This is a genomic window from Brevibacillus sp. JB24b (genome assembly GCF_051713385.1).
Lineage (GTDB): Bacteria > Bacillota > Bacilli > Brevibacillales > Brevibacillaceae > Brevibacillus_B > Brevibacillus_B laterosporus.
This window is the reverse complement of the sequence record NZ_JBNVQV010000001.1, coordinates 3,775,713-3,798,127: the sequence shown is the minus strand read 5'-3', so window position 1 is coordinate 3,798,127 and position 22,415 is coordinate 3,775,713. Positions and strand designations below refer to the sequence as shown.

21 protein-coding genes and 1 other RNA gene are annotated in these 22,415 nt (G+C 42.0%); 19 read left to right on the top strand and 3 right to left on the bottom strand.

Going from position 1 to position 22,415, the window contains the following annotated elements:
• Window positions 1-221 precede the first annotated feature (221 nt).
• Window positions 222-413, top strand: a non-coding RNA gene (gene ssrS, locus ACQV1I_RS17755) — 6S RNA.
• A 66-nt stretch (window positions 414-479) separates the two neighbouring features.
• Here the strand turns inward: ssrS and ACQV1I_RS17750 are convergent.
• Together ACQV1I_RS17750 and ACQV1I_RS17745 are read right to left on the bottom strand one after the other, a co-directional pair.
• On the bottom strand, window positions 480-968 hold the full coding sequence (locus ACQV1I_RS17750) for a hypothetical protein (RefSeq protein ID WP_116333408.1): 489 nt from the start codon (window positions 966-968) through the stop codon (window positions 480-482).
• A gap of 118 nt (window positions 969-1,086) precedes the next feature.
• On the bottom strand, window positions 1,087-2,817 hold the full coding sequence (locus tag ACQV1I_RS17745) for an Rqc2 family fibronectin-binding protein (RefSeq protein WP_116333407.1): 1,731 nt from the start codon (window positions 2,815-2,817) through the stop codon (window positions 1,087-1,089).
• 171 nt (window positions 2,818-2,988) lie between these two features.
• Between ACQV1I_RS17745 and ACQV1I_RS17740 the strand changes: the two genes are divergently transcribed.
• The 4 genes from ACQV1I_RS17740 to rpoZ are packed head-to-tail and all read left to right on the top strand — an operon-like array spanning window position 2,989 to window position 4,990.
• Window positions 2,989-3,867 (top strand): YicC/YloC family endoribonuclease, encoded by an 879-nt coding sequence (locus ACQV1I_RS17740; RefSeq protein ID WP_116333406.1) that lies wholly within the window; start codon window positions 2,989-2,991, stop codon window positions 3,865-3,867.
• 18 nt (window positions 3,868-3,885) lie between these two features.
• Complete coding sequence (gene remA / locus ACQV1I_RS17735; RefSeq protein ID WP_018671794.1) at window positions 3,886-4,146, top strand: extracellular matrix/biofilm regulator RemA; 261 nt, start codon at window positions 3,886-3,888, stop codon at window positions 4,144-4,146.
• Window positions 4,139-4,783 (top strand): guanylate kinase, encoded by a 645-nt coding sequence (gene gmk / locus ACQV1I_RS17730; protein WP_236645708.1) that lies wholly within the window; start codon window positions 4,139-4,141, stop codon window positions 4,781-4,783. The genes remA and gmk overlap by 8 nt, the downstream gene beginning before the upstream one ends.
• A 3-nt stretch (window positions 4,784-4,786) precedes the next feature.
• A complete protein-coding gene (rpoZ, locus tag ACQV1I_RS17725) occupies window positions 4,787-4,990 on the top strand; it encodes a DNA-directed RNA polymerase subunit omega (RefSeq protein WP_031413545.1) in 204 nt (67 codons plus the stop codon).
• Window positions 4,991-5,164: 174 nt separating this feature from the next.
• On the opposite strand, the gene ACQV1I_RS17720 is transcribed toward rpoZ, so the two are convergent.
• The gene (locus ACQV1I_RS17720; RefSeq protein ID WP_018671791.1) at window positions 5,165-5,581 is read right to left on the bottom strand and encodes a jacalin-like lectin; all 417 of its coding nucleotides are present in this window, start codon (window positions 5,579-5,581) and stop codon (window positions 5,165-5,167) included.
• A gap of 531 nt (window positions 5,582-6,112) precedes the next feature.
• Between ACQV1I_RS17720 and coaBC the strand changes: the two genes are divergently transcribed.
• From coaBC to ACQV1I_RS17650, 14 genes are all read left to right on the top strand, one after another.
• A complete protein-coding gene (coaBC, locus tag ACQV1I_RS17715; RefSeq protein ID WP_116333405.1) occupies window positions 6,113-7,369 on the top strand; it encodes a bifunctional phosphopantothenoylcysteine decarboxylase/phosphopantothenate--cysteine ligase CoaBC in 1,257 nt (418 codons plus the stop codon).
• A gap of 21 nt (window positions 7,370-7,390) precedes the next feature.
• Window positions 7,391-9,856 carry a primosomal protein N' gene (gene priA / locus ACQV1I_RS17710; RefSeq protein WP_201747394.1) on the top strand — a complete coding sequence of 822 codons (2,466 nt, stop codon included), beginning with the start codon at window positions 7,391-7,393 and terminating at the stop codon, window positions 9,854-9,856.
• A 47-nt stretch (window positions 9,857-9,903) separates the two neighbouring features.
• Window positions 9,904-10,383 (top strand): peptide deformylase, encoded by a 480-nt coding sequence (def, locus tag ACQV1I_RS17705; protein WP_018671787.1) that lies wholly within the window; start codon window positions 9,904-9,906, stop codon window positions 10,381-10,383.
• A 4-nt stretch (window positions 10,384-10,387) separates the two neighbouring features.
• A complete protein-coding gene (gene fmt, locus ACQV1I_RS17700; RefSeq protein ID WP_018671786.1) occupies window positions 10,388-11,341 on the top strand; it encodes a methionyl-tRNA formyltransferase in 954 nt (317 codons plus the stop codon).
• Window positions 11,342-11,345: 4 nt separating this feature from the next.
• Complete coding sequence (gene rsmB / locus ACQV1I_RS17695; protein ID WP_116333403.1) at window positions 11,346-12,707, top strand: 16S rRNA (cytosine(967)-C(5))-methyltransferase RsmB; 1,362 nt, start codon at window positions 11,346-11,348, stop codon at window positions 12,705-12,707.
• A gap of 199 nt (window positions 12,708-12,906) precedes the next feature.
• Entirely contained in the window at window positions 12,907-13,977 is a 1,071-nt protein-coding gene (gene rlmN / locus ACQV1I_RS17690) for a 23S rRNA (adenine(2503)-C(2))-methyltransferase RlmN (RefSeq protein ID WP_018671784.1), read from the top strand.
• A 6-nt stretch (window positions 13,978-13,983) separates the two neighbouring features.
• The gene (locus ACQV1I_RS17685) at window positions 13,984-14,772 is read left to right on the top strand and encodes a Stp1/IreP family PP2C-type Ser/Thr phosphatase (protein ID WP_116333402.1); all 789 of its coding nucleotides are present in this window, start codon (window positions 13,984-13,986) and stop codon (window positions 14,770-14,772) included.
• The gene (pknB, locus tag ACQV1I_RS17680) at window positions 14,754-16,763 is read left to right on the top strand and encodes a Stk1 family PASTA domain-containing Ser/Thr kinase (RefSeq protein ID WP_116333401.1); all 2,010 of its coding nucleotides are present in this window, start codon (window positions 14,754-14,756) and stop codon (window positions 16,761-16,763) included. Before ACQV1I_RS17685 ends, pknB begins: the two co-directional genes overlap by 19 nt.
• Before the next feature lie 18 nt (window positions 16,764-16,781).
• On the top strand, window positions 16,782-17,681 hold the full coding sequence (gene rsgA, locus ACQV1I_RS17675) for a ribosome small subunit-dependent GTPase A (protein ID WP_116333400.1): 900 nt from the start codon (window positions 16,782-16,784) through the stop codon (window positions 17,679-17,681).
• Window positions 17,675-18,322 carry a ribulose-phosphate 3-epimerase gene (gene rpe / locus ACQV1I_RS17670; protein WP_116333399.1) on the top strand — a complete coding sequence of 216 codons (648 nt, stop codon included), beginning with the start codon at window positions 17,675-17,677 and terminating at the stop codon, window positions 18,320-18,322. Before rsgA ends, rpe begins: the two co-directional genes overlap by 7 nt.
• 697 nt (window positions 18,323-19,019) lie before the next feature.
• Complete coding sequence (locus ACQV1I_RS17665) at window positions 19,020-19,832, top strand: transporter substrate-binding domain-containing protein (protein ID WP_094699473.1); 813 nt, start codon at window positions 19,020-19,022, stop codon at window positions 19,830-19,832.
• A 56-nt stretch (window positions 19,833-19,888) separates the two neighbouring features.
• Window positions 19,889-20,560, top strand: a complete 672-nt coding sequence (locus tag ACQV1I_RS17660; RefSeq protein ID WP_018671777.1) for an amino acid ABC transporter permease — start codon at window positions 19,889-19,891, stop codon at window positions 20,558-20,560.
• Window positions 20,553-21,275: an amino acid ABC transporter ATP-binding protein gene (locus ACQV1I_RS17655; protein ID WP_116333398.1), complete on the top strand. Its 723-nt coding sequence runs from the start codon at window positions 20,553-20,555 to the stop codon at window positions 21,273-21,275. Before ACQV1I_RS17660 ends, ACQV1I_RS17655 begins: the two co-directional genes overlap by 8 nt.
• 262 nt (window positions 21,276-21,537) lie before the next feature.
• Window positions 21,538-22,254: a thiamine diphosphokinase gene (locus tag ACQV1I_RS17650; protein WP_094699471.1), complete on the top strand. Its 717-nt coding sequence runs from the start codon at window positions 21,538-21,540 to the stop codon at window positions 22,252-22,254.
• Window positions 22,255-22,415 lie beyond the last annotated feature (161 nt).

Genomic DNA, 22,415 nt, shown 5'->3' with positions numbered 1-22,415 from the left:
CGCTTCTCTTGCATTTTTCGATGTTATTGATGACAGAGATCCCCTCATGATATAGAACCCCTGTCCATCATCTACTATGCATCGGAAATATCCGTAACAGAAGCCTTGTCCAGCAAAAGCAGAAGTGATATGATATACATAAATCCTTAGGTAACATTTCTATAATAAGTTGATTCCGATCAGCATTTGTGATAGGATTTCAAATACATATGATGTGTAGCATATTCCTGCGATGTGCGTTGAGCTAATATGTTTTTAACCTTAAGTGTTTCTAGGGAGATAGAACGCTGTTACCTAATGTCAGGCCCACCTCCTATATGGGACGCTGGGAAGGCAGAAGGGCGGCTGAGTCACCCACCTGGTCTTTCAGGTTAAAAGAAACATGTATAGCAAGACGGCAGAGCGGGGCGTTATACATACGAAACAAAAAACCTGAAGCAATTGCTTCAGGTTTTTTGTTGTGTAACAAAGTGTTACTCTCATTGATATTGCTGTTTGTTTTTGGCCTTTTGGTTACTACTTTGATCTTTGGATGATCTTTTTTGGGATTTATCCTGTTGTTGCTGATTTTGATTTCCTTGCTGGTTTTGCTGACCGTTCGTATTTTCGATACTTACGATTGTAAGCTGTTGTTCCAAATCGGTTTGTTGTTTAGCATCTGTTACGATTTGGTACATTTGCAAAAATGTAGCCTTTTGCCCCTCAGGTATTCCCTTGATTCGGACAACCATTTCTTGTGGCTCATTTTGCTGCTGAGATTTATTATCTCTTGAATTACCGGTTTCCTGCAAAACATCCCCACCAAGAAAATTGAGAAACTCGTTGTCGTCATCATCGTTACTATGATCCTGATAATTCTGTCCGGCTCCATTTTGATTTCCTTGCTGTTCTTGCTGCTGCTTTTTATCCGGCTCAAATAGAATACTGAACTCATTCATATCTGTTTGCACGATCCCGATTACTTCCACGTTTTCACCCTCGTTCACTACGTTAATCTACGCTTATGTCATATATGTAGTATGAAACGGAAGCGGTGTAGATATACAGTTCATGGATGAACAAAGAGTGATTTCGTGGATCTAGCATTTACTTTTGTTCGTACGCTGAATTATTTTTTAGCTCAGCAACTAAGGTAGCATCTGGAGTAACAAATAACGTCTTTTGTTGCTCATAGGTTACATAGCCGGGTTTAGCACCACTTGGTTTTTTTACATGTCGGATCAGGGTATAATCGACTGGCACTTTACTGCCTTGCTGAGCTTTGCTGAAATAGGCCGCAAGTATGGCTGCTTCATATAAGGTTTGATCACTTACCGTGCGCGATCTGATTACCACATGGGAACCAGGGATATCTTTGGTGTGTAACCATGTCTCAAAGCTAGCCGCCAATTTATTGGTCAGATATTCATTTTGCTTATTATTTTTTCCGACTAACAGCGCGGTACCATCTGAAGAATAGTAGGTATCGAGTGCTGGGGCCGTCTCTTTTTTCTTCTTGGAACCGCGTCTGTTTCGATTGCGCAGATAACCTTGCTCCACCAACTCTTCCCGAATTTCTTCTGCTTCGACTAAGCTAGCGTGAGCCAGTTGTACAAGAATGCCATCTAGATAGATAACTTCCTGTTCAGCTAAGCTAATCTGCTCTGCTATGAATGCTAGGCTTGCTTTCGCTTTGTTATATTTTTTATAGTAAGCTTGCATGTTTTCCGACGGTGTTTTTAAGGCGTCCAGCGGAATGACAATTGTCTCAGCATTTTCACTGTACCAGTTGGTTGCAATAAGCTCAGTATCTCCTTTTTTTGCTTGATGCATATGAGATAGAATCAGTTCACCATAAAGCCGAAAGCGTTCGGCCTCGTGCGCATCCTCGATAGAATGACGTAGCTTTTCAATTTTCTTCTCGTTCTTGTTCTTTTCATTTGTTACCAATCGTAATAGATCATGTACCTTTTGCTTAACCACGTCTCGCATTGCCTTATGTTCATAAAATCGTTGTAAGCATTCGCTGATCGATGGGAATGTTTCAGTTTCTCTGACTCCCAAATGTGTGAGGGAAGTGATAGAGAAGGCAGCTTTATCACTGGTCGTCTCAATCACAGGTTCATAACGGTGGAGAGTCATTTGTTGCATAAAGCTGGAGAATTCATGCCAAATTGCATCACGTGTAGGTAGTGCTGCACGAGAAACAAGCTCTCTGGCTATCAAGGGGCTAAGCCCGCTAAAACGCTCGACCAGCTGTTTGTCCAATTTTCCTTCGTTCCATTGAAGAGACATCACAAAATCTTGCTCACTTGCGGTAAGTGGGTTCAGCTTATTTTGGGCAGGAGGAGCTACATAGGCTCGACCTGGTAATACTTGTCGATACTGGCTAACTCCATGAGAAACATGGTGAATTCCATCCAGAATCATGTTTGTTTTCACATCTAGCAGAATGATATTACTATGTCGACCCATGATCTCAACCACAATTCGTTTTCTGGTGGTATCTCCCAGTTCATCGCGGGATTTTAGATCAACATAGATTACACGTTCCATTCCATCTTGTGTGATGGCTTCAATTACGCCATTTTCGCAATGCTTGCGCAATAACATACAAAACATCGGAGCTTCCTTTGGATTAATAAATTCCTCTGATGTCAAATGAATGCGTGGATAAGTTGGATTTGCTGAAATTAACAATTTTAAGGTACCTTGGGTTGAACGTACCTGCATAACGATATCGCTTGGATGCGGTTGATGTATACGCGTAATACGGGCCCCTACGAGCATGGATAGCTCATGGACGACCGCTCTAGTTACTAATCCGTCAAAAGCCACATTCTTCACCTCTTGCTTCCTCTACCTAGCAGTAGCTATTTCTTCAGTGTAGCATACAGGGAAGATCAACCCAAGTAGGAACAGCAATTTTGTAACGGGAAGTCAAGTTGACACTAGGCTGTATTCTCTCCTATAATAAATTAACGATTTTATGTCTGTGGGTGGAACCAGATGATTTCTATGACAGGCTACGGCCGAAAAGAAATAGAACGTGGATCTGTGCGTTTAACGGTGGAAATGCGCGCGGTCAATCATCGTTTTTGTGAGATTATTGTTCGTTTGCCCAAAATCTGGACCATGCATGAAGAACGAGTGAAAAAGCGGATTGCAACGAAAGTGCGCCGTGGGCGAGTCGATGTTACCGTCTCGCTAGAAGCCGTTCGGGACGAGTCTTCCGAGGTTCAGATTGATTGGAGCACAGCGCAATTTTATGTTACGGCAGCCAATCAGCTAGTGGAACGTTTTGGTTTGCCTGAGACTCTTCACGTGAAAGATCTGATGCGTATGCCTGGTGTATTGATAGAAGCCAGTGTACCTGAGCTTTCTGATGAAGAGGTGGAACAGCTATTAGATGAGGTAACAGATGCTGCTTTAGCTGAGCTCTATGTCATGAAGAGTACAGAAGGGAATCTCTTGCAGCTTGATCTGATACGACGCCTCGAATACATTAAGTCAACGACCCACACTTTGCAGGATATTGCTCCTGAAGTACGAGAGCAGTATCGCAATCGCCTGAAAAATCGCCTTGATGAAATCATGGAAGATCATATGCTAGATGAATCTAAAATCTTTCAAGAGGTGGCATTATTTGCTGAAAAGGCCGATATCTCCGAAGAAATTACGCGTTTGTTAAGTCATTGTGAGCAATTTTTGGAACAGATACATAGCTCGGAGATTATTGGACGCAAATTGGACTTTCTATTGCAAGAGATGAACAGAGAGGCTAATACAATCGCGTCAAAAGCGAATCATTTACAGATTCAGCGCTTGGCAGTTGAAGTGAAGACCGAACTGGAAAAAATGAGAGAACAAGTGCAGAACGTTGAGTGAGGAAGGGTGCCAATCTCTATGGGGATTAAGTTGATAAATATCGGGTTTGGAAATATCGTGAATGCAAATCGCATCATTTCGATTGTAAGTCCTGAATCCGCACCAATTAAACGAATTATACAAGAAGCAAGGGATCGCAACATGCTTGTTGATGCTACGTACGGACGCAGAACGCGTGCTGTGATTATCACGGATAGTGATCATGTCATTTTATCAGCGGTACAACCAGAGACAGTTGCCCAACGTCTAACCAATAAAGATGACGAGTCTGATGAATAAGGTAGGAGTTGAAACAAAGATTATGGATAAGGACCACGGCCTTCTGTTAGTTTTGTCGGGGCCATCTGGAGTGGGTAAAGGAACGGTTTGTAAAGCACTTCGTGAATATATGCCGCAACTTATCTACTCTGTATCTGCGACAACCAGACAACCGCGTGTGAACGAAGTGGATGGGGTAAACTATTTCTTTAAAGAAAAAGAAGAGTTTAAGCGTATGATGAAAGAAGATGAGCTTCTTGAATGGGCAGAGTATGTTGGTAACTACTATGGAACGCCTAGACGTTTTGTAGAAGACACACTCGCTACTGGACGAGATGTCATCCTAGAAATTGAAGTGCAAGGAGCCATGCAGGTAAAAGAAAAATTCCCGCAAGGCATTTTCTTATTCTTAGCACCTCCTGATCTGGATGAGTTACAAAACCGCATTGTTGGACGTGGTACGGAAACGGAAGAATCCATTAAAAATCGGATGGCGATGGCGCGTACTGAGATTGAGATGATGAATCATTATGATTATGTTGTCGTTAATGATGAGATCTCACATGCATGTGAAAAGATCAAATCCATTGTAACTGCCGAGCATTTGAAAAAAGATCGTCAGGTTCATAAATTTTTGAAATGGCTTAAGGAGGTATAATACATGTTATATCCATCGATTGATAAACTTGTAGACAAAGTAGGTAGCAAATACACATTGGTGACACTGGCTTCCAAGAGAGCACGTCAGCTTCGTGAAGACAATGATATGCAGGTTGAAAAACCTTTCTCTAAAAAATTTGTTGGGCAATCATTAGAAGAGATCATTTCTGACAAATTACCGTACGAGACTCCAGCTGTAAAATAATACGAGAAAAGTCTCTAGACAAAGGTTTGTTATAGGTCGACAAGCTCTCTTTATGTTCAATACATAAAGGGAGCTTGTTGTTTTTGTAGTACTTTTTAGCGTTAATTATCATGATTATGAAAGTGAGTATGAAAAAACGTTATCAAAAAAATGATAACGTTAAAAAGGCTTATTTTAGGATGTAGGTATAAAAAATCCTATGGCATCAATTTCACTTCCCGATCTTCCAAAGAAACCACCAATATTTGCAGCGTCAATCTCAAAGGGACTTCCCCCGTTTCCACCGTAAGAACCATACGTACGCTTATTTGTCGTAATGGTAAGTTGATCTACACGGCTACCAGTGCGACCAGTAATCCGGATGATATACTCATCATCTTCAAAGAAAACAATGGCTTGAGTGCCTCCATTTCCTCCATGGAATTCTTGTGGGGCTCTTCTTCCATCTAAATAATCGTAAATACCCTGAATAGCATCAATTCTACTGCCATGACGAATGTAGAAGCCTGCTAATCTTTTCACATCAGTATGATCATCATTGAAGGGGCTACCGCCACTGCCACCAAATAGTGTAGATTTTCTCCAAGACATACCTGATCGCTCCTTTTGAAAGTGAACTTTGAATCAATTTAAATATAATCCAATAAATGTAATTTATGCATATATTTTCAATTTTATAAATTAGGAGTTATTTTTTACTGTCATTTTTACAAATAAACTGTAACTTTTTTGCTTTTTCTGTGACTAATGTCAGATACAAAAATTCGGAACAGAAATCAGGAGGTACCAAGAGCATATAAATTTCAAGAGGTTGTGGACTGGCCATATCAAACAAAGCCTTTGCTATTACGCAGGGGTTTTTGTGATTAATCTCAGCTGTGCAAGTTAATGATATGTGAGGAAATTGCTTCATGATGGTGGAGAGGGGAATGTACAATTGGGGCAAAATTGAGACCAAAATAGGTAAAAGAGGTTACAAAAGGTTATAAAAAATATATACTCGAAAGCAGAGAAAGCCAATATAACAATAAAACTTATACGATAACTGTAATGCATGCAAAACACTCAACCACTTTTTGAAGGTTGTTTTTTTGCGTAGGATGGCGTGAAAGGAGCTGTACCATGAGTATCTTACAACATAAAGAGATTGTTCTGGGTGTGTCCGGTGGAATTGCCGCCTATAAAGCAGCGGCCTTAACAAGTAAATTGACACAGGCAGGAGCCAAGGTAAGCGTCGTGTTGACGGCTAATGCTTGCCGATTTGTACAACCGATTACATTTGAAGCATTATCGCATCGCCCTGTTTATACGGATACGTTTACGGAACCGGTTCCAGGAGTAATCGCTCATATAGATGTAGCGGATCGAGCTGACTTGGTCATACTCGCCCCTGCTACAGCTAACATTATCGGAAAATATGCAAACGGAATTGCTGATGATATGCTCTCAACCATGTTATTAGCTACGACTGCTCCCGTCATGGTAGCACCGGCTATGAATGTAAATATGTATAATCATCCTGCTGTCCAAGCTAATATGCAACGCTTGCTTTCCTATGGAGTGACGATGGTAGAGCCTAATGAGGGAATGCTGGCTTGTGGATGGGTTGGCAGAGGGCGCTTGGCCGAACCTGAAGAAATTGTAGAAGCGGCTATTCGTTTTTTTGAACAGAAAGAAGTAACTACGAAATCAGTACATGCAGCATCTCATCAGGACCTACAAGGGAAAAAAATCGTTGTGACAGCAGGACCTACCCGCGAAAAAATTGATCCCGTACGTTATATTTCAAATTATTCGAGCGGAAAGATGGGCTATGCGATTGCAGAAGCAGCTCGTGATCGTGGTGCAGATGTTACGTTAATTAGCGGGCCTACAGCCCTTTCCATCCCTTCTGGAGTTACTTTTGTCCCGGTCGAGTCGGTGCAAGAAATGCTGGATGCAGTCTTACAGGTTTATCCACAGGCGGATGTTGTGATCAAGTCAGCGGCTGTATCTGATTATCGTCCAGAACTAGTGTACACGCATAAGGTAAAGAAAACGGAGAGCGAAGATTTTTCGCTTTCATTAGTAAAAGCTCCAGATATTCTTCGTACGTTAGGAGAACAGAAAACACATCAAATGCTAGTCGGCTTTGCAGCGGAAACGCAGGAGGTCGAGAAGCATGCGCTAGATAAAATGCGTCGCAAAAACTTGGACATGATTATAGCAAATGATGTGTTACAGGAAGGTGCAGGTATGGGGGTTGATACCAATATTGTAACGATCTATCAACAAGATCAAGCACCTATTCGTCTCGATAAAATGAGTAAGCGGGACGTTGCGGAACGCCTTTTAGATGCAATGAAACAGAATTTGCAAGCAGGAGTTCAAGAGTCGTGATGCCACATGAGTAATCATCAAATGAGAGCAAAAGTCATTGTAGATGTCCCAACAATTCGCACCAATCGACCGTATGACTATGCTGTTCCCTTGTGGCTACAGCCGTTGATTGCAGTGGGAAGCCGTGTTGTTGTACCATTTGGGCCTCGTAAGGTTCAAGGGTATGTCATTGGATTGATACAAGGGCAAGAGATAGATCAGGACCCAGATGGTTCGGGCATGTTAAAAATAAAAGAAGTTGAAAAGGTATTAGACGATGTTCCGCCACTCTCCCTTGAATTAATTCATTTGGCAGAATGGATGAGCCATCGCTATTTATGCCCACTTACTATGTCGATTGCTGCGATGTTGCCGGCGGTTTTAAAAGGTAAAACGGAAAAATGGTACATGCTCGCAGATGAAGTGGATGAAGAACTAGTAGCAAAACATCCTTTGTTACACTATTTAGTACATCAAGGAAGCCTGTTGCAAGCAGAAGCAGAGAAACAATTCCCTGTAGATAGCAAGCTAGTTCCCAAATGGATTAAAAGTGGATTAATCGTTAGTGAATACCAGGTGAAAGATCGGCTGACACATAAAAAAGTAGCACATATACAGCTTGCAATCGATGAGATACGAGCGTGGGAGCTCATGGAGAACATGCCAAAGCGTTCCTATCGGATGCGAAATGTGCTTGAATTTTTATTGAATCAGCAACAGGCACAAGGAATAAGAGAGTCATATCCAATCAAGGATGTAATAGAGAAGCTATCTATTACACGTTCCACCCTAACAACTATGCAACAAAAAGGCTGGATAGCGATAGAGCAGAAAGAAGTAGGCAGAGATCCTTACGCCAATCGTACTTTTTCACCACCGCCAAAGCATATATTGACGGAAGAACAGGAACATAATTTAGCGGCCATTTTGCGTTCCATCGAACAAGAAGAATATCATTCCTACCTGCTACATGGTGTTACGGGTAGCGGTAAAACAGAAGTGTATATGGAAGCAATTGAACATACGTTAGCGAAAGGTCGAGAAGCAATCTTTTTGGTGCCTGAAATTTCGTTGACACCTCAGATGGTAGAGAGAATCAAGGGACGTTTTGGTGATAATGTAGCTGTATTACACAGTGCGTTATCACAAGGAGAGCGATATGATGAGTGGCGCAAAATTTTGCGACAGCAGGTACAGGTTGTAGTCGGAGCTCGTTCGGCCATCTTTGCTCCGTTTCGTAATCTGGGTCTGATCATCATGGATGAGGAGCATGAGGGTTCCTATAAGCAGGAAGAGACTCCAAGATACCATGCTAGGGATGTGGCCATGTGGCGAGCACAAACCAATAAAGGCGTGCTTATTATGGGGAGTGCTACACCCGCTTTGGAAACCTATGCATTGGCAACACGAGGACGCTATGACTTGTTATCCATGAAGTCGCGGGTAGGGAATAGACCACTTCCAAAAGTACATGTGGTTGATATGCGGGAAGAAATGAGAGATCAGAATCGATCCATGTTTAGCAGGACCTTGCATCAAATGATTGAGGATCGTCTTCAAAAGCAACAACAGATTGTTATTTTTTTGAATCGTAGAGGCTTCTCTACTTTTGTCATGTGCCGTTCCTGTGGATATACATTGGCTTGTCCACATTGCGATATCTCACTTACTTATCATCGAACAAATCATACAGCTCGCTGTCATTACTGTGGGTATACCATTTCTCAGCCAAAGCATTGTCCAGAATGCCAAAGCGATCACATTCGTTTTTTTGGTACAGGTACACAAAAGGTCGAGGAAGAATTGGCTAAATTATTTCCCGGTGTTCGCGTCATTCGGATGGATGTGGATACCACTTCCAAGAAGGGAGCACACGAAGTATTACTGAACAAGTTTCGTACTGGTCAAGGTGATATTTTATTAGGTACACAAATGATTGCGAAGGGTCTTGATTTTCCACGTGTAACGCTAGTGGGAGTAATAGCGGCTGATACTTCCTTATACCTGCCGGATTTTCGCGCGGCAGAAAAAACGTTTCAGCTTCTAACCCAGGTAGGGGGGCGAGCAGGTCGTCATGAGCTTACTGGGGATGTAGTTGTGCAAACATATACACCTGAACATTACAGCATCCAACATGCAACTCTGCACGATTATGAAGCCTTTTATCAAGCTGAGATGATCCATCGCAAGAAAACGGGCTACCCGCCATTCTATCGTTTAGTCTTGATTACATTCTCGCATGAAGATGTTCCTATGGTGATTCGGGCTGCGGAACAGTACGCTGCTTATCTACGACCACGGCTGGCACAGACAACCGTTATATTGGGGCCTGTGGCCTCGCCAATTGCCCGGATCAAAGATAGATTTAGGTTTCAGATCATGTTAAAATATCGTGATGAACCGAAAATATTTGATCTATTGGCGCAAACTACGCTACATTTTGATGATTGGATGAAACAAAACAAAGTGTTGTCCACGATAGATGTCGACCCACAGATGCTACTCTAACAGATCAAATGCTACTTATGTTGGATATAGATAAAGGAGGCCTTTTTATGGCAATTCGCAACATCGTAAACCATCCTGATCCTATTTTAAGAGAAAAAGCAATACAGGTAACGAAATTTAACAGTAACCTGCACAAATTGCTTGATGATATGAAAGATACGATGTACGAAGCAAACGGAGTAGGGATTGCGGCCCCACAGGTAGGTATTTCTAAAAGAGTATTCGTGATGGATTGCGGCGATTTCTATGTAGAAGCGATCAACCCTGAAATCATTGAGTTTAGCGGTGAGCAATTTGAGAATTATCCGGAGGGGTGTCTAAGCATCCCAGGCCTACATGGTGATGTTCGTCGCCATATGTTGGTGAAAATGCGTGCACAAGACCGTGACGGTAACTTCTATGAACTAGAAGTAGACGATCTAGAAGCTCGTTGTATTCAACATGAACTGGATCACTTGAACGGTGTTTTATTCATTGACATTGCCGAAAAAGTATATCCTGCAACAGAGGGCAAGGAAGGGGTTTAGGGTCTTGAAAGATACTCGAATTCTTTTTATGGGAACCCCTGATTTTTCTACACAAAGCTTGCAAGCCTTAATCACGAATGGCTATCAGGTTGTAGGTGTTGTCACACAACCGGATCGTCCGGTCGGCCGCAAACGCGTGCTGACCCCTCCTCCGGTAAAGGAGCTAGCACTTCGTTATGGGTTACCTGTTTATCAGCCGGAAAAAATTAGGGAGAGCGAAGCCGTTCAAAGCGTGTTGGATGCCACTCGTCCCGATTTGATTGTAACAGCTGCCTATGGTCAAATTTTACCTACCTCATTATTGGAAGCTCCTAAACATGGATGCATTAATATACATGCCTCCTTGCTACCAAAATATCGTGGCGGTGCGCCAATTCATGCCAGCATTATCAATGGCGAGAAAGAGACAGGGGTTACCATTATGTATATGGTACAAGCTCTGGATGCAGGTGACATGATCTCGAAAGTGATTGTGCCGATTGAAGAGCGCGATACAGCAGCTAGCATGTTTGAAAAGCTAGCAACAGCCGGCGCAGATTTATTGATCGATACGTTGCCAAAGCTATTGAATGGTGAGATCACACCAGAGCCACAAAACCATGAGGAGGCTACTTTTGCGCCTAACATTAAGCGTGAGAACGAGCGACTAGATTGGAATAAATCGGCTCAGGAAATTTATAATCAGGTGCGTGGTATGAACTCATGGCCTGTTGCCTTTACTACTTTTGAAGAAAAAGTGTGGAAAATTTGGTGGGCAGAAGTGGTGGAGCTAGCTGGCCAATTAGCTACCCCTGGAACCATCATTGACCGAACAGAAGATGGCCTAATCATTGCTTGTGGAGCAGGAAGTATTATCTTGAAAGAAATCCAACCAGAAGGCAAAAAGCGAATGAGCGTGTATGATTTCTTACGCGGTGCAGGCGCTTCCATTGCTTTAGGTTCGAAAGTAGGAGAATAGATTCGTGTTAAAAACGAGAAGTACAACAGCGCGTGAAGTTGCTCTAGATGTTCTGGTCCGAGTAGAAGAGAACCAATCCTATAGTAACCTAGAATTAAAATATGCTTTAAGTGAAGCAGGTCTTTCCAAAGCAGATGTAGGTTTGGTAACCGAACTTGTTTATGGAACAATTCAACGCCGAATGACGTTAGATGAAGTGATTGGTCAATTTGTAAAGGGTGGCACAAAAAAACTCCAGGGCTGGGTTCTACAATTATTACGGATGAGCTTGTATCAGGTTCGTTTTTTGGATCGTGTTCCAGATCGAGCAGCTGTACATGAAGCAGTTGAAATTGCTAAAAAGCGCGGACACAAAGGCATTTCCTCATTGGTAAATGGGGTTTTGCGCAATATCCTTCGCCAACCAGAGGTATGGGAGAAGCTACCTAAAGGTGTAACAAAACAAATTGCGGTAACTGAGTCACATCCAGAGTGGCTGGTAAAGCGTTGGATTAAACAATATGGTGAAGAAACCACCAAAGCAATTTGTAACAGTAATAACCAAGCGCCTATGCCAACCATTCGAGTGAATCGTTTGCAAACATCAGCCGATGCGTTGTTACAAGAAATGAAAGAAGCATTCCCGGAGGCTACAAAATCTGAGCTAACGCCAGATGCCCTGTTGTTACACAGTGGGCATGCAGCAGGCTCTTCTTGGTTTCGAGAAGGATTTTGTACCATTCAGGACGAAAGTTCTATGCTAGTAGCTCCTGCTTTGCACCTTACTCCAAACCTGCGAGTTCTGGATGCTTGTGCGGCTCCAGGGGGGAAAACGACGCATATTGCAGAGCTGATGAGTAATCAAGGAGAGATTCTAGCTTGCGATGTACATCCTCATAAACGCGAGCTAATTGAGCAAAATGCTAAACGCCTAGGAATTAATATTATTACAACAATGGTAGCGGATGCGGCCGATTTGCTAGATCGTAACGTAGGTCAATTTGATCGGATTTTACTAGATGCTCCGTGTAGCGGATTTGGTGTCATTCGTCGCAAGCCTGACCTGAAATGGAATAAGACAGCAGAGGATATACGAGCGATCTCTGAGATTCAGTATGATTTACTGGAGCGCGTTGCTCCTTTACTTAAACCAGATGGCTATCTCGTTTATAGTACATGCACGATCGATTCTCAGGAAAATCAAGATGTGGTGGAGCGTTTTATCGCTCAATATCCAGAGTTTGAGCTGGACAAAACATTGACAGAAGACCTACCTACAGGCATAACCGAAAAAGTGGATGCAACGAAGGGGTATGTACAGATTTTGCCACACCACTTTAATAGCGATGGATTCTTTATTGCCAGATTAAAACGTGTTCGTACTTAAATTAAATACTGAACTGGTTTAACAGGCTATATCAGGTGGCAGGAATCAGGTCTCTTTGTGAAAAAAAAGTCAAGTGGAAATCTGCAATTGCGGCTTTCCACTTTTCCTTTTCCGTCACAAAGGGTACAATGAGTGAATGGGGTTTGTTTCTGACTCCCAAATACATGTAGTTACGACTAGTAAAAAGGTGAATCTTACAATGAACATTACGTCATTTACTGACAATAAACCCTTGATCTATAGCTTGCATCTTGAAGAAATGAAACAATGGCTAGAAGAGAACGGGGAAAAAGCATTTCGTGCTGCACAAATTTTTGACTGGTTATATGTAAAACGAGTAACAGAATTTGAAGAGATGAGTAACCTGTCGAAAGCCTTGCGCGATAAATTAAATGAGCAGTTCCGTATCAAAGCGTTAACCGAAATCACACGTCAGGAATCAGCGGATGGAACAATCAAGTTCTTATTCCAACTGATAGATGGCCATGCCATTGAAACAGTAATCATGCGTCACAATTACGGAAATAGCGTATGTGTAACAACACAGGTAGGCTGTCGCATTGGCTGTACGTTCTGTGCATCAACATTGGGTGGCTTAAAGCGAAACCTGGATGCTGGAGAGATTGTGGCTCAGGTATTGCAAGCCCAACGCGCCCTAGATGCAGATGAAGGACGTGTAAGTCATGTAGTTGTAATGGGAATTGGCGAACCATTTGAGAATTTTGAACCACTGTTATCCTTCTTGAACATCATTAATGACAACCGTGGATTAAATATTGGTCAACGTCATATTACGGTTTCCACCAGTGGAATTGTGCCAAAGATTTATGAATTTGCCGAACGTGGAGGTCAGGTGAATCTGGCTATTTCTCTTCACGCTCCTAACACGGAGCTAAGAAGTAAGCTAATGCCGATCAACCGTGGATTCCCATTGGAAAAATTAATGGAAGCTTGTCGTCATTATGTAGCTCAAACAGGGCGTCGCATCTCTTTTGAGTACGGACTGTTTGGTGGACAGAATGATCAGCCGCACCATGCGGAAGAATTGGCTGAGTTAATTGGTGATATGCTTTGCCATGTTAACTTAATACCTGTTAATTACGTTCCTGAACGTGATTATGTTCGAACGGCTAAGAATGATATTTTCACCTTCAAACGCATTTTAGACGATCGCGGTATAAACGTTACAATTAGACGAGAGCATGGCAGTGATATTGCGGCTGCTTGCGGTCAATTGCGTGCGCAACACGCGAAAGAAACGGCAGGGTGATAAAGTATGGAAATAGCGATGAAATCGCATGTAGGATGCGTCCGACAAGTAAATGAAGATTTTTATGCCTGCGCAGTTGACCTGGCTGGACGTGTACTTGCAGTTGTCGCAGATGGCATGGGAGGTCATCAAGCTGGCGATGTTGCGAGCAAAATGGCGGTTGAACGCATTTTAAAAGAAATGAAAAAAGTTGAGCACAACATGGTTCCACTAGAAGAGCGAGAATTATTGATGGATGCTTTACTTCTTGCTAATCAAGAGGTGTACGAGTATGCTGAGGCTCATCCTGAGTGTAACGGGATGGGAACCACGGTCGTTGCTACTCTAGTAGGAAATGATGCCGGGGTCACAGCACACATTGGTGATAGTCGGTTGTATCTTTATAAGGAAAATGAGCTGATTCAGCATACAGAGGACCATTCCCTTGTACAGGAATTGTTAAAAAGTGGGCAAATCAATCAAATGGAGGCGTCCCTACATCCTCAGCGCAACGTCCTGATGAGAGCTCTTGGTACGGAGGATCATGTTCGAATTGATCTCGGACAGTTTGAGTGGTCAGATGGAGAGGTTGTGCTGCTTTGCTCAGATGGATTATCCAATAAAGTACCAGAAGATATCATGGAGGAATGGTTAGCTAAACCGGTACCTCTGCAACAAAGCGTGGACGCACTCGTTCAATATGCTCTGGACGCAGGGGGAGAAGATAATATTACTTGTGTGGCCATACGTAATAGAAAGAAGCCTTCGCAAGTCTGTGAGAAAGAGGGGGGAGGAGAATGCAAGGTCAGCGACTAGGTGGGCGCTATCAACTTGAGGAAGTAATTGGTGGCGGCGGAATGGCTATTGTTTACAAAGCCAGAGATCTTGTGTTAAATCGAATCGTTGCCGTCAAATTGCTAAGACCCCAATTTGGCACGGACGAAGACTTTGTAGAGAGGTTTCGCAGAGAAGCGCAAGCGGTAGCAAGTCTTTCGCATCATAATATCGTTAATGTTTATGATGTTGGGCAAGATGATGATATTCATTACATGGTGATGGAATATATCGAAGGCTCAACATTAAAGGAGATTATTACAGCTCAAGGCGGCATGATGATGAGTGAGGCAGTTCGAATTGCGATGCAGGTGTGTGACGCATTAGATCACGCCCATCAAAACCAGATCATTCATCGAGATATTAAGCCGCATAATATCATGATTGGAACGAATGGTCGTGTGAAAGTAACCGATTTTGGGATTGCCCGTGCGGTTACCTCACAGACGATTACACAGACGGGTTCTGTACTTGGCTCAGTCCATTATTTTTCACCAGAACAAGCCCGTGGAGGAATTACCGCGGAGAAATCAGACATCTATTCCCTCGGAATTGTGCTGTATGAAATGGTTACGGGCACGTTGCCATTCTCAGGAGATTCTCCAATTACCGTAGCGCTCAAACATTTACAAGATCCATTACCAGAGCCACGTAAATTAAATCCAGCTATCCCACAAAGCTTGGAGAATGTTATTATTCGTGCTTTGGCTAAGGACCCATTCCAACGCTACAAATCTGCACGGGAAATGTATGAAGACTTGGAAACGTGCTTGTCAGCAGAGAGACGCCATGAATCAAAACTTACGTTTGCAAGTGATATAGATGATGAAGAAACACGGGTCATTTCAGCAATCACACCAGATATGCTGGTGAAGAATAAACAAGATAGCTATCAACCGAGAACCTATCCTACCCGTACTCCTCAAAAGGTAGCAAGCACGGAGGAGCGATATAGAGACGACGAGGAGGAAGAGGAGGAGGAGAACTTGGCTAACAAGAAAAAGGGCATTTGGTGGAAACGAAGCCTTCTTTGGTCTGGTATCGCTGTTCTATTCGTTGTTTTGGCTATTTTTGGTTTTAATCTTGCAATGAAGCTACTCACTGTTCCAGAAACAGATGTACCTAATGTGATAGGAATGACGATGGAGCAAGCCGAAACTACTTTAAAAAATGCTGGATTAAGTGCTGCGTTTACTGAGGCCTTTAATGCCGAAGAGAAGGGGAAGGTTTTTGAACAAGACCCAGCGGCAACAAGGCGTGTGAAAGAAAATAGCACGGTAAATGTAATGATTAGTAAAGGGAAACAACAAATTCCGACTCCGAACTACGTGGGTATGTCTCAACGAGAAGCGGAACAAAAGGCGCATTTAGATAACTTTAAGGAAGTAAAAATTGTTACAGAAGAAAGTAGTGATGTGCCAGCTGGTCAGGTAATAAATCAGGATCCGGTTGCAGATCTTAAAATTGCTCCTGTGGATAAAATTTTGACTTTAACAGTTAGTGTAGGGAAAAAACGAACAAAGGTACCTAATTTCGTGGGTAAGTCTTTTGAGTTAGTTAAATTGACGCTTGACAAATCACTCAAAATAGGAGATATCAAGGATCAAGGTTCTTATGAGGTCCGGGAAATGGGAGTTATCCTCTCAACAGATCCACCTGCTGGTTCTGTAGTTGAAGAAGGAACGCAGGTTAACTTTGTCGTAAGTAGTGGACAATGGCCTTCTGATGCTAAGATTGTAAGTGTTCCTGTTCATGTCGAGCATGATCCTGTCGATGTACCTTCTGCAACAATTGAAATTGTTGTGAACGATGCTCGGAAAAAAGAACAGAAACCCATTCATCAAACTATATCAGAAAGCACTGACTTTAACGTTGAAGTAGTCTTATCACCAGAGACGAACGCAAAGATTGAAGTCAAAAAGAATGGTGAGACAATCAATACCGTGGATGTTGATTATCAATCGTATCCGTAAAACGCTGGAGGTACCTGCATGCCAGAAGGGCGAATTGTAAAAGCATTAAGTGGATTTTATTACGTGGCCGATCAAGCGAATCCAGAGCGAATCGTCCAATGCCGTGCGCGTGGCTTGTTTAAAAAGAAAGGGGCAAAGATTACCCCTTTAGTTGGCGATTGGGTCGTATTTGAGGCACCAAATGATCGAGATGGGTATGTGATGGGGATAGGAGAGCGAACAAGTGAGCTGATTCGCCCTTCTATTGCCAATGTTGATTTAGCTGTCTTGGTGTTCTCTGCTAAAGAGCCTAACATGAGTCCGTTGCTATTGGATAAATTCCTTGTGCATACAGAGCATGCTGGCATTGAGGCAATTATCGTTATTACGAAGGCAGATTTATTGGAAGAGGAAGAATGCAAAAGGCTTGTAGCGGAATATGAAAAGGTGGGATATCGAGTGATTCCCACCTCCATTCTTGACAAGCGTGGTGTAGAACAAGTACGTGAAGAGTTGATCGGAAAGCTAGCGGTATTTGCTGGACAATCAGGAGTAGGTAAATCGTCTTTGCTAAATGCTATTTTTCCAGGAATAAGCCTACAAACAGGAGAAGTCAGCCAAAAGCTAGGACGTGGTCGACACACTACTCGCCACGTAGAGCTACTACCACTAAAGGAAGGTGGCTACGTCGCTGATACACCTGGATTCAGTTCATTAGATTTTATCAATATGACCGAGCTAGATTTGGCGCAAGCATTCCGTGATTTTGAGCAACGAAGCGATGAATGTAAGTTCCGAGGATGTTTGCATATAACGGAACCAAACTGTGCTGTTCAGGCGGCTTTGCAAGCTGGTGAAATCGTTGAACATCGTTATAAACATTATCTACAGTTCATGGAAGAGTTGAGAGAATACCTGAGGAGGAACAAACAATGGTAAAAATCGCACCATCTATTCTATCAGCTGATTTTGCTCGCTTGGGAGACGAAATTAAAGACGTTGAACGTGGAGGGGCTGACTGGATTCACGTAGATGTAATGGATGGTCATTTTGTCCCTAATATTACGATAGGTCCCTTGATCGTGGATGCGATCCGTCCAATCACACAACTCCCACTGGACGTACATCTGATGATTGAAGAACCAGATCGTTATATCGCTCAATTTGCCAAAAGTGGAGCAGATTACATCACGGTTCATCAGGAAGCTTGTCGACATCTACATCGGACCATTCATCACATTAAAGAACAAGGTGTAAAAGCAGGGGTTGTTCTAAACCCAGCAACTCCAATTCATACGATCGAACATGTGCTAGAAGATTTGGATTTGGTTTTATTGATGACTGTAAATCCAGGCTTTGGTGGTCAGAAATTTATACATAGCGTATTACCAAAAGTACGTGATTTACGCTATTTATTAAATGAACGTGGTCTCTCCCATGTTGATATTGAAATTGATGGTGGGGTAAATGCCCAAACAGCCCGCTTGTGTGAAGATGCTGGTGCGACTGTACTTGTTGCAGGTTCTGCTGTTTATAATCAAACAGATCGAGCGAAGGCGATTGCTGAGATTCGCGGGTAACAAAAAAAAGGATGATTCTCTTGTTTTACAAAAGAGAGCATCCTTTTTTTGTTACTGTTTCACGCACTTTTGACATCGTTTGAGAGTAAAATATTTATAATAAATTATTACCATACTATGGCGATAGGAAAGCGAGATGAATGAGATAAATGAGATAAAAATAAACAACCGATGATGACCAGCAATATATTTTGGGGCAGAACCCAAGGATGCAGAAATACTGGAATTTGTACAAAAGAATTTACGGGGACTTATTGGATAGCGCGACAATTTCCTCCGTTTTAACACTTGATTAAGAAAGAACGAAGGATAAATTCCCAAGCGAATGATTCGAGAATAGCTACTATTTTTATGTAGCAATTTTATAAAGAACAGTTATTTATGCATAAATAATGCATAAAAAACAAAAAAATGCATAAAAGGTGCTACTCATGAGGTTATAAAGGCGAGTATATGTGAATAGATGATCAGTTTTGATCGCACACTATACAAAGATTTTGTTAGAAATGAAGCTAGTACATAGAAGAATCATGATCAGATAAATACTTTACTTTATAAAACACAAAAAAATATTATTAAATTTTACTTTCTTATTTTTATACATGTGGTATTATAAATATAAGTTTTCAGTGTTTCGTAAATAATTTGGATTATATACATCGTAGATCATCGGTGTTTCATACTGGAGGGTATTATCATGAGAAAACCTATAAAAACATTTGCAGCACTTGCTTTATCAACTTTATTATCTGTTTCCTTATTAACAGGTTGTGGTTCTGCTAGTCAGGACAATGGAAATACAACTGCTGGAAACACAGATAAAACAGCAGCTAAAACCTTAACGATGTTCACGTCAGCTGATTACTTTCCTTATGAATTCCATGAAACAAAGGATGGTAATGATCAGATTGTAGGAATGGACATCGATATTGCTACCTATATTGCAAAGGAACTGGGATATGAATTAAAAGTAGTGGATACAGATTTTAATGGCTTGGTTCCTGCTCTTCAATCAAAACGAGCAGACTTCGTAATGGCGGGTATGTCCACTTCCCCTGAGCGTAAGAAGAATGTAGATTTTTCTACTAATTATTATGAAGCAAAAAATACATTAGTGAGTAAAAAAGACTCGCCAATTACCAAGCCAGAACAATTAGCAGGCAAACGGGTAGCCGCTCAAATTGGGTCCATGCAAGAAAAGGCTGCTCAAGTGATTGCTAAAGAGGTTAGTGGTGTTGAGGTGGTTTCCTTAAATAAAATGGGGGAAATCATTCAAGAGGTTATTACGGGACGATCTGCGGCAGCTGTTGTGGAAAATACCATCGCACAAGGCTTCCTGGAGAAAAACCCCACTTTACAATCAACAGTTATGACAACTAATAATACAGAAGGTTATGCGATTGCTTTCCCAAAAGGATCAGAACATGTGGAAAAGTTTAATGAAATCTTGAAAAAGATGGAAGAAAACGGTGAAATGGACAAACTGATTAAAAAATGGCTGGGACAATAATCCCAGTCTGCTTTTTTTACAGGGCAAAGATGATGAAGCAGAGGTGAACACAAGACATGAATACTACCGTACCAATAGATTTTTCATTGCTTACACCACATATTCCCTACATGCTGGAGGGTATGGGGATTACCTTACAGTTTACGGTATTATCCGTTTTTTTCGGATTTATTCTAGGAACAATCTTAACCTTATGTAAAATATCTAATAGCAAATTTTTACAGGTATTTGCTGCTTTTTATACAAGTATTTTTCGCGGTACACCTTTACTAGTACAGCTTTTATTAATTTATTATGCAATTCCGCAATTAACGGATTATCAAATCCCAGCCTTATTTGCTGGCGTTCTCGCTTTTAGCTTGAACTCTGCAGCCTATTTGTCAGAGACCATGCGTGCTGGAATTTTGGCTGTAGACAAAGGGCAGTGGGAAGCGGCCAAAGCATTGGGGGTTCCATACTCTCGCATGATGAAGGATATTATTTTCCCTCAGGCGATTCGTAATATTTTACCTGCCATCATGAATGAATTTATTACCTTACTAAAGGATTCTTCATTAGTATCAGTTATTGGAGTGGCAGAGATTTTGCGCCGTGCTGATGTGGTTAAGGGGCAATTGTATATTTACTTTGAGCCTTTGGTGTTTGCAGGCTTACAGTATTACATTTTGGTCATGATTTTAACGCTACTGTCTACATGGCTGGAACGGAGGCTGCGTCGTAATGGTTAAAATTGAGAATTTGCATAAAGCGTACGGCAAATTGGAGGTTCTGAAAGGAATCAGTACCACTATTAAAAAAGGAGACGTAGTGGCTATTATTGGGCCATCGGGCTCGGGAAAATCTACGTTCTTACGTTGCATGAATATGCTAGAAGAGCCGACAAAGGGACAAGTAATGATCAACGGGGTAGATATTACCAATTCTAAGGGGAACATTCATGTCATTCGGCAGAAAGTGGGAATGGTATTCCAGCATTTTCATTTATTTCCTCATATGACTGTATTACAAAACCTGACGTATGCACCAATCAAGGTAAAACGAATGACCAAGGCGGTTGCGGAGAAAAAGGGAATGGAGCTTTTGGAGCGCGTTGGACTATCCGATAAGGCAGGTGCCTATCCAAGTAGCTTATCTGGTGGGCAAAAGCAACGTGTAGCGATTGCACGGGCCTTAGCGATGGAACCAGAGATTATGCTATTTGATGAACCTACATCTGCCCTTGATCCAGAGATGGTAAAAGAGGTTTTGGAGGTTATGAAAAGCTTAGCGCATTCTGGTATGACAATGGCGATTGTTACACATGAGATGGGCTTTGCTCGGGAAGTGGCAGATCGCGTACTGTTTTTGGATGGCGGGCTGCTGGTAGAGGATGCTCCCCCACAGGAGTTTTTTACGCACCCCACAAGTGAACGTGCCCGTCAGTTTTTGGAGAAAGTATTATAGTGGGGCAAGATAAGAGCAATCTACTCAATATTCTATTCGTACTTTACGTTTAAAAAGAAAGTAAAATAAACCTCTGTCTATTTCTTCTAAAAGGAATAGGCAAGAGGTTTTTTTGTTTTTTTCGATTGTTTTATACCAGACTTGCGTTTACTTCCCCTAGTAGCGACCGTACAATATAGAGTAGCTTACTAAAATAGCTAAAAACAAGTTGATATGAAAAAACGACTAAGAGGCACCTACTAGAGAAAGGGATGTAAAAATAATGATTGATTTTACTATACATATTTGCACAGGCGGAGATCTTGATATGCTTCCGCAGATGGAGAGAGAGGACTTATTAATTGGAGTGGATGGGGGAGCGATTGCTTTACTAGAAGGAGGGATGATTCCACATATTGCCGTGGGGGATTTCGATACCATTCAGGAAGAGGGGCTTAGACTGCTTCAGGAAGCGGGTATTGCTATTAAAAAGTTCTCAGCCATGAAGAATGCCACTGACACAGAAATTGCCGTAGAGATCGCTATGGAGGCTGCACGAGAACATTTACGTGATCTAGGTTCTACCCTAGATAGCGAAGACGGTGTTGTGCATTTATATCCAGCTCATCGCTTCAAAATCGTAATGTACGGGGCGGTAGGTAGTAGATTAGATCATTCGCTCGCAAATTTGTCCCTGTTAAAAAAGGCGCATCTGGAAGGTGTCTGGATGGAGATTGTAAATCGGCACAATCGTGTCATGCTGTTATCGGATCATTTTCCAAGCGTAAATCTTCGCGGACACTCCGGTGAGTTTCTGTCTTTAGTGCCAGCTTCCCTTGAGGTGACCGGCATCAATCTAACAGGCTTTGCCTATCCATTGACAGATGCAACTATTCCATTTGGTTCCTCTATTGGCGTTAGTAATGAATGGGCAAATGAATACGGCAAAATAGAACGTGCATCAGGGGATTTATTTGTAATTGCGGCTAGAGATCGGTAAGCGCTTTGCACAAGTCCTGTTTCTACATACTGCTACGATTTTTCTAGAAAAACTAGCAACAAATGAAATATGGGCGCATATAAATATCAGGTAGGTAGGTATTATTCTTACGTGATGAAGTTTTTCCATTTTTCCCCGGCATACTGGACATATGTTTGACC